This window comes from Allobosea sp. 67-29 (assembly GCF_001898115.1).
Lineage (GTDB): Bacteria > Pseudomonadota > Alphaproteobacteria > Rhizobiales > Beijerinckiaceae > Allobosea.
In genome coordinates this window covers 1-10,731 of the sequence record NZ_MKSQ01000028.1, presented here as the reverse complement: position 1 = coordinate 10,731, position 10,731 = coordinate 1, and the positions used below count along the sequence as shown (strand labels likewise).

The 10,731-nt window shown below is 65.1% G+C and carries 11 protein-coding genes and 1 tRNA gene; all 12 read right to left on the bottom strand.

Annotated features, from left to right (window positions below):
* Positions 1 to 254: hypothetical protein (locus BGO20_RS22750; protein WP_299858878.1), on the bottom strand; the 254-nt coding region annotated here is incomplete at its 3' end.
* Positions 255 to 364: 110 nt separating this feature from the next.
* On the bottom strand, positions 365 to 4,486 hold the full coding sequence (gene rpoB / locus BGO20_RS22745) for a DNA-directed RNA polymerase subunit beta (protein WP_291659059.1): 4,122 nt from the start codon (positions 4,484 to 4,486) through the stop codon (positions 365 to 367).
* A 353-nt stretch (positions 4,487 to 4,839) separates the two neighbouring features.
* Positions 4,840 to 5,220, bottom strand: coding sequence for a 50S ribosomal protein L7/L12 (rplL, locus tag BGO20_RS22740; RefSeq protein WP_291659060.1), 381 nt, complete (start codon positions 5,218 to 5,220; stop codon positions 4,840 to 4,842).
* A gap of 49 nt (positions 5,221 to 5,269) precedes the next feature.
* Positions 5,270 to 5,785 carry a 50S ribosomal protein L10 gene (gene rplJ / locus BGO20_RS22735; protein ID WP_291659061.1) on the bottom strand — a complete coding sequence of 172 codons (516 nt, stop codon included), beginning with the start codon at positions 5,783 to 5,785 and terminating at the stop codon, positions 5,270 to 5,272.
* Positions 5,786 to 6,299: 514 nt separating this feature from the next.
* A complete protein-coding gene (rplA, locus tag BGO20_RS22730) occupies positions 6,300 to 6,998 on the bottom strand; it encodes a 50S ribosomal protein L1 (RefSeq protein ID WP_291659062.1) in 699 nt (232 codons plus the stop codon).
* A gap of 13 nt (positions 6,999 to 7,011) precedes the next feature.
* The gene (gene rplK, locus BGO20_RS22725; RefSeq protein ID WP_291659063.1) at positions 7,012 to 7,443 is read right to left on the bottom strand and encodes a 50S ribosomal protein L11; all 432 of its coding nucleotides are present in this window, start codon (positions 7,441 to 7,443) and stop codon (positions 7,012 to 7,014) included.
* 290 nt (positions 7,444 to 7,733) lie between these two features.
* Positions 7,734 to 8,267 carry a transcription termination/antitermination protein NusG gene (gene nusG / locus BGO20_RS22720; protein ID WP_055729733.1) on the bottom strand — a complete coding sequence of 178 codons (534 nt, stop codon included), beginning with the start codon at positions 8,265 to 8,267 and terminating at the stop codon, positions 7,734 to 7,736.
* Between the two features lie 14 nt (positions 8,268 to 8,281).
* On the bottom strand, positions 8,282 to 8,476 hold the full coding sequence (gene secE, locus BGO20_RS22715; protein ID WP_291659064.1) for a preprotein translocase subunit SecE: 195 nt from the start codon (positions 8,474 to 8,476) through the stop codon (positions 8,282 to 8,284).
* Positions 8,477 to 8,610: 134 nt separating this feature from the next.
* Complete coding sequence (locus BGO20_RS22710; RefSeq protein ID WP_291659065.1) at positions 8,611 to 9,369, bottom strand: class I SAM-dependent methyltransferase; 759 nt, start codon at positions 9,367 to 9,369, stop codon at positions 8,611 to 8,613.
* Between the two features lie 55 nt (positions 9,370 to 9,424).
* A tRNA-Trp gene (locus BGO20_RS22705) sits at positions 9,425 to 9,500 on the bottom strand.
* Between the two features lie 61 nt (positions 9,501 to 9,561).
* The gene (locus tag BGO20_RS22700) at positions 9,562 to 10,461 is read right to left on the bottom strand and encodes a dihydrodipicolinate synthase family protein (protein WP_291659066.1); all 900 of its coding nucleotides are present in this window, start codon (positions 10,459 to 10,461) and stop codon (positions 9,562 to 9,564) included.
* A gap of 190 nt (positions 10,462 to 10,651) precedes the next feature.
* Positions 10,652 to 10,731, bottom strand: an 80-nt coding sequence (locus tag BGO20_RS22695; RefSeq protein ID WP_465246070.1) for an EF-Tu C-terminal domain-related protein, incomplete at its 5' end; no start/stop codon positions are given.

Genomic DNA, 10,731 nt, shown 5'->3' with positions numbered 1-10,731 from the left:
ATGACGCCCTTGAACTTCATGCGCTTGTACTTGCCGCACAGGCACTCGTAGTCCTTGATCGGCCCGAAGATGCGCGCGCAGAACAGGCCGTCACGCTCCGGCTTGAACGTGCGGTAGTTGATGGTCTCCGGCTTTTTGATCTCGCCATAGGACCAGGACAGGATCTTCTCCGGGCTCGCGATCGAGATCTTGATCGCGTCGAAGGCCTGCTGGACCGGCTGCTGGCCGAAAAGGTTCATGACCTCTTGCTTCATCGCCTGTCTCCTCTAGCCGGCGGGGGCGAAGGCCACCCTGCCCGGCTCGTCAAATCCGTCAGCCGGCGGCGTGAGTGCCGCCGGCATTGTTCAAGGTGTCTGGCAGCGGCTTATTCGGCCGCTTCGGCCGGCGGCAATTCGCCCGGCTTCACCTTGTTGTTGATCAGCTCGACGTTGAGGCCGAGCGAGCGCATCTCCTTGACGAGAACGTTGAAGCTCTCGGGGATGCCTGCCTCGAAGTTGTCCTCGCCGCGCACGATCGACTCGTAGACCTTGGTACGGCCCGCGACGTCGTCCGACTTCACCGTCAGCATCTCCTGCAGAGTGTAGGCGGCACCGTAGGCTTCGAGCGCCCAGACCTCCATTTCGCCGAAGCGCTGGCCGCCGAACTGCGCCTTGCCGCCCAGCGGCTGCTGGGTGACGAGCGAGTACGGGCCGATCGAACGGGCATGGATCTTGTCGTCGACCAGGTGGTGCAGCTTGAGCATGTAGATGTAGCCCATCGTCACCTTGCGGTCGAAAGGCTCACCCGTGCGGCCGTCATAGAGGGTCGACTGACCAGAGCTATGCAGGCCGGCCTGCTCCAGCAGCCGCTCGATATCGGCTTCCTTGGCGCCGTTGAACACCGGGGTCGCGACGGGAACGCCGCGGCGCAGGTTCTGGCCCATCTCGACGAGTTCGTTCTCGTCCATCGAGGCGATGATCTCGTTATCCTCGTAAACGGCGTCGAACTCGGCCTTCAGCGCCTTGAAGTCGTTGGACTTCTTGTAGGCGTCGAGAGCCTTCGAGATCTGCTTGCCGAGACCGGCGGCAGCCCAGCCCAGATGGGTTTCCAGGATCTGGCCGACATTCATGCGCGAGGGCACGCCGAGCGGGTTCAGCACGATGTCGGCATGGGTGCCGTCCTCGAGGAACGGCATGTCCTCCACCGGCACGATGCGCGAGACCACGCCCTTGTTGCCGTGACGGCCGGCCATCTTGTCGCCCGGCTGGATCTTGCGCTTCACCGCGACGAAGACCTTGACCATCTTCATCACGCCCGGGGGCAGCTCGTCGCCGCGCTGCAGCTTCTCGACCTTGTCGAGGAAGCGCTGCTCGAGGCGCTTCTTCGACTCGTCGTACTGCTTCCGCATCGCCTCGATCTCGGTCATCAGCGAGTCTTCGGCGGTCGCGAACAGCCACCACTGCGAACGCGGGAACTCGCTCATCACCTCGCGGGTGATAACCGTGTCCTTCTTGAAGCCCTTCGGGCCGGCCAGCCCGGTCTTGCCGGTCAGGATCTCGGCCAGACGCGCGAAGGTGTTGCGGTCCAGGATCGCCTGCTCGTCGTCGCGGTCCTTGGCGAGACGCTCGATCTCCTCGCGCTCGATCGCCTGGGCGCGCTCGTCCTTGTCGACGCCGTGGCGGTTGAACACGCGGACCTCGACGATCGTGCCCTGCACGCCGGGCGGAACCCGCAGCGAGGTGTCGCGAACGTCCGAAGCCTTCTCGCCGAAGATGGCGCGCAGCAGCTTCTCTTCAGGCGTCATCGGGCTCTCGCCCTTCGGCGTGATCTTGCCGACGAGGATGTCGCCCGCAGCCACCTCGGCGCCGATATAGACGATACCGGCTTCGTCGAGGTTCTTCAGCGCCTCTTCCGAGACGTTCGGAATGTCGCGCGTGATTTCCTCAGGACCCAGCTTGGTGTCGCGGGCCATGACCTCGAACTCCTCGATATGGATCGAGGTGAAGACGTCCTCGGAGACGATCTTCTCGGAGAGAAGGATCGAGTCCTCGAAGTTGTAGCCGTTCCACGGCATGAACGCGACGAGCACGTTGCGGCCGAGCGCGAGCTCGCCGAACTCGGTCGACGGGCCGTCCGCGACGATATCGCCCTTCTTGACGACGTCGCCGACGCGCACCAGCGGACGCTGCGTGATGCAGGTCGACTGGTTCGAGCGCTGGAACTTCTGCAGCCGGTAGATGTCGACGCCCGGCTTGGTCGGGTCGGTCTCGCCCGAGGCGCGGATGACGATACGGGTCGCGTCGACCTGATCGACGATGCCGGCGCGGCGGGCCGCGATCGCGGCGCCCGAGTCACGGGCGACGACCGCTTCCATGCCGGTGCCGACGAAGGGCGCGTCGGCGCGAACCAGCGGCACCGCCTGGCGCTGCATGTTCGAGCCCATCAGAGCGCGGTTGGCGTCGTCGTTCTCGAGGAACGGGATCAGCGCGGCTGCGACCGAGACGAGCTGCTTGGGCGACACGTCCTGGAAGTCGACCTTGTCGACCGGGGTGACGACGACTTCGCCCGCGCGGCGGCAGACGACAAGGTCGTCCGTCAGGCGGCCTTCCTTGTCGACGGCGGCATTCGCCTGCGCGACGTTGTACTTCATCTCCTCCATGGCGGAGAGATAGATCACCTCGTCGGTGACCTTGCCGTCGCGGATCCGGCGATACGGGCTCTCGATGAAGCCGTACTTGTTCACCCGCGCGAAGGTGGCGAGCGAGTTGATGAGACCGATATTCGGGCCTTCCGGCGTCTCGATCGGGCAGATGCGGCCGTAGTGCGTCGGATGCACGTCGCGCACCTCGAAGCCGGCGCGCTCGCGGGTCAGGCCGCCCGGGCCAAGCGCCGAAAGGCGACGCTTATGCGTGACTTCCGAGAGCGGGTTCGTCTGGTCCATGAACTGCGAGAGCTGCGAGGAACCGAAGAACTCGCGCACGGCGGCAGCCGCCGGCTTGGCGTTGATCAGGTCCTGCGGCATGACCGTGTCGATATCGACCGAGGACATGCGCTCCTTGATGGCGCGCTCCATGCGCAGCAGACCCAGACGGTACTGGTTCTCCATCAGCTCGCCGACCGAGCGCACGCGACGGTTGCCGAGATGGTCGATGTCGTCGATCTCGCCCTTGCCGTCGCGCAGGTCGACCAGCGCCTTGACGACGGCGAAGATGTCCTCCTTGCGCAGGATGCGCACGGTGTCCTCGGCGTCGAGGTCGAGGCGCATGTTCATCTTGACGCGGCCAACGGCTGAAAGGTCGTAGCGCTCGGCGTCGAAGAACAGCGACTGGAACATGTTCTCAGCCGTCTCGAGGGTCGGCGGCTCGCCCGGACGCATCACGCGGTAGATGTCGAACAGGGCTTCCTCGCGGCGCGAGTTCTTGTCCACGTTGAGCGTGTTGCGGATATAGGGGCCGACCGTGATGTGGTCGATGTCGAGCACCGGAATCTCGTCGAAGCCATCATCGACCAGCTGCTTCAGCAGCTTCTCGGTGATCTCCTCGCCGGCCTCGGCATAGACCTCGCCCGTCGCCGGGTTGACCAGGTCCTCGGCGATGTACTGGGTGTACAGGTCCTCGTCCTGCGCGCGCAGGAACTTCAGGCCCTTCTCGGCGAGCTGGCGGGCCGTGCGGGCGACGAGCTTCTTGCCGGCCTCGACCACGACCTCGCCGGTATCGGCGTCGATCAGGTCCTCGGTCGCCTTGAAGCCCTTCATGCGCTCCGCATCGTAGGGAACGCGCCAGCCCTTGGCGTCCTTGGTGTAGGTGATGTGGTTGTAGAAGCGGTTGAGGATCTCCTCACCGTCCATGCCGAGCGCGAACAGCAGCGAGGTGACCGGGATCTTACGCTTCCGGTCGATACGGGCATAGACGATGTCCTTGGCGTCGAACTCGATGTCGAGCCAGGAACCGCGATAGGGGATGATGCGCGCGGCGAAGAGCAGCTTGCCCGAGGAATGGGTCTTGCCCTTGTCGTGGTCGAAGAACACGCCCGGCGAACGGTGCATCTGCGAGACGATGACGCGCTCGGTGCCGTTGACGATGAAGGTGCCGTTGTCGGTCATGAGCGGCATGTCGCCCATGTAGACATCCTGCTCCTTGATGTCCTTGACCGACTTGGCCTGGGTGTCCGGGTCGATATCGAACACGATCAGGCGCAGCGTCACCTTGAGCGGCGCCGAGAAGGTCATGCCGCGCTGGCGGCACTCGTCGACGTCATATTTCGGCGGCTCGAAGGTGTACTTCACGAACTCCAGCAGCGAGGCGCCGGAGAAATCGCCGATCGGGAAGACGGACTTGAAGACGGACTGCAACCCCTCGTCGGCGCGGCCGCCCTTGGGTTCGTCGACCATCAGGAACTGATCGTAGGACGCCTTCTGAACCTCGATGAGGTTCGGCATCTCCGCCACTTCCTTGAGCTTGCCGAAGAACTTGCGGACGCGCCTGCGACCCTGGAGCGAATTGACCATGTTGTTCCTCGCGTTCTCTGGGCCCGTTCCGGCGCGTGGCCGCTCCGGAAGATCCCAACCTCTCCGTTCAGAGCCGGTTCCGGCATGGGGACACTGGCGTGCCCCTCGTCGGGTTCGGCTCCATGGACGGCTCACCCGGTGGTCCGGACCGGCGGGCCAGGCCGCCGGGTGAGCCGTTCGACGCGACGCGTCGACTTGATCGTCAGCGAAAGTTCCGCCGCTCGGTTTCGACTGGCTTCCGCGGCCGCCTCCGCATCTCGGCGCGGAAACGACGCAACAGCCCCGGAGGCGCTGGCCGCGCCCCGGGACTGTCAGTTTCGACTACGGTCGGACCGGCATCAGCCGGCCCTGGCTCACTTGAGCTCGACCTTGGCGCCGACGGCCTCGAGCTGCTTCTTGAGCTTCTCGGCCTCGTCCTTGGCAACGCCTTCCTTGACCGGCTTCGGAGCGCCTTCGACCAGGTCCTTGGCTTCCTTGAGGCCCAGGCCGGTGATGGCGCGGACTTCCTTGATCACCTCGATCTTCTTGTCGCCGGCCGAGGCCAGGACAACGGTGAACTCGGTCTGCTCTTCAGCAGCGGCGGCGGCAGCGCCACCGGCAGCCGGGCCAGCCGCAACGGCGACGGCGGCGGCAGCGGAAACGCCCCACTTCTCTTCGAGCATCTTGGCGAGGTCAGCGGCCTCGAGAACGGTGAGCGACGAGAGATCGTCGACGAGCTTGGCGAGATCGGCCATGTTTAACTTCCTGTCTTAAGAGGTTCGAACGATAAGGGTTTGCTGGCTATCAAGCCGCATTCTTGTCGGCATAAGCCTGAACCACGCGAGCCAGCTTGCCGGCGGGCGCGTTCGTGAGCTGCGCGAGCTTCGTAGCCGGGGCCTGGATAAGGCCGATGAGCTTGGCGCGCATATCGTCGAGCGAGGGCATCGTGGCCAGAGCCTTGACACCATCGGGGTTCAGGGCGGTCGTGCCCATCGCGCCGCCCAGGATGACGAGCTTGTCGTTCTCCTTGGCGAAAGCGGTGGCGACCTTCGGCGCCGCGACCGGATCGTTTGAATAAGCGATCAGGGTGGGACCCGTCAGCAGCTTGCTGATGGACGCGACGTCGGTGCCTTCAAGAGCGATCTTGGCCAAGCGGTTCTTTGCGACCTTAACAGTGGCGCCATTCGCCTTCATCTCGCGACGAAGCTTCTGGAACTGGGCCACGGTCAAACCCGCATAGTGGGCCACGACGACGACCGACGTGTTCGCAAACACGCCGTTCAGCGACGCGACGGCATCTTTTTTTGCCGCTTTATCCACTGGGCTCTCTCCGGTAGGCGACAAGCTTTGAGGGCCTGCCGCCGGTTGCAAATGCCGCTTCCCGAAACCCCGGTTGACACCGGCGTCCCGCAAAGCGACGCTTGGTGCCCTGTCCCCGCTCCCGACCCCTGAGGGTCACGATCGGGCGAGATGGTTCGAACCGTCTTGTCCGGATCTCGCGATCCGGGACTAAGCTCTTGCACCGTCTATGCAGGCCTCTTGGCGAAATTATGCTCCCGGACGAACCGGGAAGGCACCTGCAGTCTCAGACAGGACTGGATGATTCTGACCTTGGAAATCGCTCCCCACCGCCCTAATCACCCATTCTTCAGCGGAAAACCGCCGAAAAACGCGAAACAGACCCCTTCGTGCCAGGCACGCCGGAGCCCCTTCACTCATGGAAACAGGCGTGCCTATAGCGCCTTCGCCTGCTTCTGCCAAGTAGGCTCTTGACTTCGTGAAATCAAGAGCGGGGGGGCGGCCGTCGTTGCAGCCGCCCTGCCCTGAAGCCCGATCAGCCGCCGATGACGGTGTTCGGCTCGATCTTGACGCCCGGGCCCATGGTCGACGACAGCGCGACGCGCTGGATGTACGTGCCCTTGGCGCCGGCGGGCTTCGCCTTGGCGACCGAGTCGACGAAGGCCTTGATGTTCTCCGAGAGCTTCTCGGCCGAGAACGAGGCCTTGCCGACCGCAGCGTGGACGATACCGGCCTTCTCGACGCGGAATTCGACCGAACCGCCCTTCGAGGCGGCGACGGCGGCGGTCACGTCCATGGTGACGGTGCCGACACGCGGATTCGGCATCAGGCCGCGCGGGCCGAGCACCTTGCCGAGACGGCCGACGAGACCCATCATGTCCGGGGTCGCGATGCAACGGTCGAAGTTGATCTCGCCCTTCTGCACGGTCTCGACGAGGTCCTCGGCGCCGACGATGTCGGCACCCGCAGCCTTGGCCTCGTCGGCCTTGGCGCCGCGGGCGAAGACGGCGACGCGCAGCGTGCGGCCCGAGCCGTTCGGCAGGTTGCAGACGCCGCGGACCATCTGGTCGGCGTGACGGGGATCGACGCCGAGATTCATCGCGATCTCGACGGTCTCGTCGAACTTGGCGTTGGCGCGTTCCTTGATGAACGTGACGGCCTGATCGAGCGAGTACAGCTTGGTGCGGTCAATGCCTTCACGGCCCTTGACGACGCGCTTTCCGACATGTGCCATTGGTCAGCCTCCCTCAGCCCACGACGTCCAGGCCCATCGACCTGGCCGAGCCACGGATCATGGCCGAAGCCGATTCGACGGTGTCGCAGTTGAGATCGGCCATCTTCTTCTCGGCGATCTCGGCGATCTGCGCAGCGGTGACCTTGCCGGCGGCGCCGCCACGGCCCGGGGTCTTGGAGCCCGAGGTCAGACCGGCCGCCTTCTTGAGGAAGTACGAGACCGGCGGCTGCTTCATCTCGAAGGTGAAGGAGCGATCCTGATACGCGGTGATGATCACCGGAATCGGCATGCCCTTTTCCATCTGCTGGGTCTTCGCGTTGAAGGCCTTGCAGAATTCCATGATGTTGAGGCCGCGCTGACCGAGCGCGGGACCGATCGGCGGCGACGGATTGGCCGCGCCCGCCGGAACCTGAAGCTTCACGTAGCCCGTGATCTTCTTCGCCATGATGGCTGCTCCTGCCGTCCGTTCCGTTGCCTATCGGAACGACGACGCCCCTGCCTGCCGACGCTCTCCGCCGGGGCCGGGGTGGTTGCAGTGCGTGGTGCGGCGCCTGTGATCCGGCTGGCGACCGGCACGCCTCCCACGCGGTTGAGGCGCGCCCTATGACATAAGGCAGCGCCGAAGGGAAGTGGATTTGTCGGGGGCGTAGGCAATGGGCAGTAGGCAATCGGGATAACGACCCGGCAGTTCCGACTGCCTATTCCCTATTGCCGACTGCCTCCCCCATCAGCCTCTCAAAGCTTCTCGACCTGGCCGTATTCGAGCTCGACCGGCGTGGCGCGGCCGAAGATCGAGACCGCGACCTTGAGCCGGGCGCGGGCGTGGTCGACATCCTCGACGACGCCGTTGAACGAGGCGAAGGGGCCGTCGGCGACCTTGACCTGCTCGCCGACCTCGAAGACCACCGTCGGCTTCGGCCGCTCGATGCCTTCGGCGACCTGGCCCTTGATCCGCATCGCCTCATGCTCGGGGATCGGCATGGGCTTGGCCTTGTCGGCCCCGAGGAAGCCGGTGACCTTCGGCGTGTTCTTGATGAGGTGGTAGACCTCGTCGGTCATCTCGCACTTCACCAGCACATAGCCCGGGAAGAACTTGCGCTCGGTATCGACCTTGCGGCCGCGACGGACCTCGACGACCTTCTCGGTCGGAACCAGCACCTCCTCGAACTTGTCGGCGAGGTTGCGCTGCGCCGCCTGGTCGCGGATCGACTGCGCGACCTTGTTCTCGAAGTTGGAATAGGCGTGGACGATGTACCAGCGGGTGCTCACGTTCGTAATTCCGTTCAACGGGCGCCGAGGATGACGCCGAGACCCCAGCGGATGATGGTGTCGGCGAAGAAGAAGAACAGGCTCGAGACCACCACCATCGCGAGCACCAGGCCCGTCGTGATCAGCGTCTCGCGGCGCGAGGGCCAGGTGACCTTGGTCGCCTCGGAGCGCACGTCCTGCAGGAACTGGAAGGGATTGGATTTAGCCATGAACCACCTCGGGTTCCGATACGGCCTGCGACCCCTGCCGCAAGGCCGAATCGGCCGTCCTGAAACATTCGCGGCGCGGGACCCGGGAGGGTCGCGCGCCGTCATTGGCAAGCCTCTTACATTGCCCGGAGCCTTTAGCCAAGCCCTTTGGCCGGGATTGATCGACCCCGTTGCAGCGACATCAGCAGGAAGAACGGCCGTTCGCGCTCCTTCGCCCAGCCCGGCTCGGCCGCGACCTGCTCGGCACTCGGCGCCCATTCCACCAGCTTGGTCGGCGCGAAGCCTGCTTCCAGCATGAGATCGAGATAGGTCGCGAGCGTGCGGTGGCGTTTGACCACCCCCTCCGCCAGCCAGTTGCTGACCCGCCTGCCCTCGTCGAGATAGCCGTTGACCGGCCATGCCGCGCGACCATCGGCATCGATCAGCCACTCCTGTCGCGCGGGTGCCGTCATCAAGGGATGCTCGACGGAGCATACCAACACCCCGCCCGGCTTCAGCGCCGCGTGCACACGGCCGAGCAGGCCGGCTAGATCGGCGAGGTAGTGGAAGGCCAGCGAGCTGTAGGCGAGATCGAAGCGTCCGGCCGGCGGCGCGAAGCGTTCGAGATCGGCCCGCTGATAGGTAATCCGGGCGTCGGCCGTCTCACGCCGCGCCCGCTCCAGCATCTTCTCGGAGACGTCCACGCCGAGCACGCTCGCAGCCCCCTCGCCGGCCGCGAACCGGCAGAACCACCCGAAGCCGCAGCCAAGATCGAGCACGTGCCTGCCGGACAGCACCGGCAGCATCGCACGCAGTACCGGCCATTCCGGCGCCCCGTCCAGCCCATGGACGGAGCGCGCGAGCTGGCTGTAGCCCGCGAAGAAGGTCTCGTCGTCGTAGATGTTCTGGGTCATGGCGCCTTGCCGGTCTGCCGGCAGCGGGCGCATCGCCAGTCGTCGGCGCGACGACTGGCAGGGGCAGCAGGGCTCGAACCCGCGACCTGCGGTTTTGGAGACCGCCGCTCTACCAACTGAGCTATACCCCTGCAGGTGCGCGTCATGTGCCCCAAGGCGCGATGCATTTCAAGTCGAAATCGCGCAGCTTCCTCATTTGCGATAGGGGCCGAGTTCGCGGGCATGGCGCTCCACCAGCCTCAGGCCGAATTCGGTCGGCCTCAGCGCCGGGCCGCGATCGTGGATCGCGATGCCGGCCCGCGCGCCGAAGATGCGCTTGCCATAGCAGATCAGCGTCTCGATCGACTGCATGATGAAGGTGATCGCCGGCAGCACGTCGCGATAGGCAGCCTCCGCTGCCGCCTCGTCGCCCAGCCGGTAGAGATTATAGGCGCGCAAGGCGTAGTCGATCGTGTCCGGCGCCAGGATCATGCCGGTGCAGCCGGCGCGGAGATTGTCGATCAGCTCGAGCCCGCCGCGCCCGTTCAGAATCGGCAGCCGGCCTTCCGTCACCGCGATCAGCCGCTCGATCTCGATGGCCGAGCCCTCGCCCTTGATCAGGCTGATGTTCGGATGCCGGCGCGTGAGCTCTCCGATGTCCTCGGCGGACAGCCCTCGACCCATATAGGCCGGGGCGTTCTGGATCGCGACCGGCAGCGCGGTCGAATCGGCGATGCGGCCGAAGAAGTTCATATATTCGGTGGCGCCGAAGCTGCCGACCATCGGCGGCTGGAGAATCACCCAGTCGGCCCCGTTCCTTTCGGCGACTTTCACCAGCTCGGTCTGCTCGGCCACGGAAGAGCCGAAGATCGTGAAGGCGAGCGGCTTCTTGCCGGCCACATCCTCGGCCATCCACTCCATCACCGTACAGCGTTCGCCGAAGCCGAGCTTGGAGACCTCGGTCGCGAGCCCAAGCGCCGCCATGCCCTGCACATCGAGATCGAGGCTGATCTGCACCTGCTTGCGCATCGCCGCCCGGTCGAGCCGCTCGTGCTCGTCGAACAGCGCGAAGACGATCGAGTGGATGCCCGGAAAGGGCGGCTTGAACGGCATGGGCAGCATCCTCCACGGCGGAGCGGCTGGTCCGCTCTCTCGATGCGATTGAGAGCATGGAATGGGAGTCCAACGCATCCCGTGCGCATGGAAGCGCCCTTGCGCTCAGCTCATGGGCAAACCGTCACGGGCAAAAGAAAAAGGGCGGTGTCGCCACCGCCCTTTCCCAAATCAGTCTGCGTGCAGCCGATCAGGCAATGATCGAAGCAACCACGCCTGCGCCGACGGTGCGGCCGCCTTCGCGGATGGCGAAGCGCAGCTTCTCTTCCA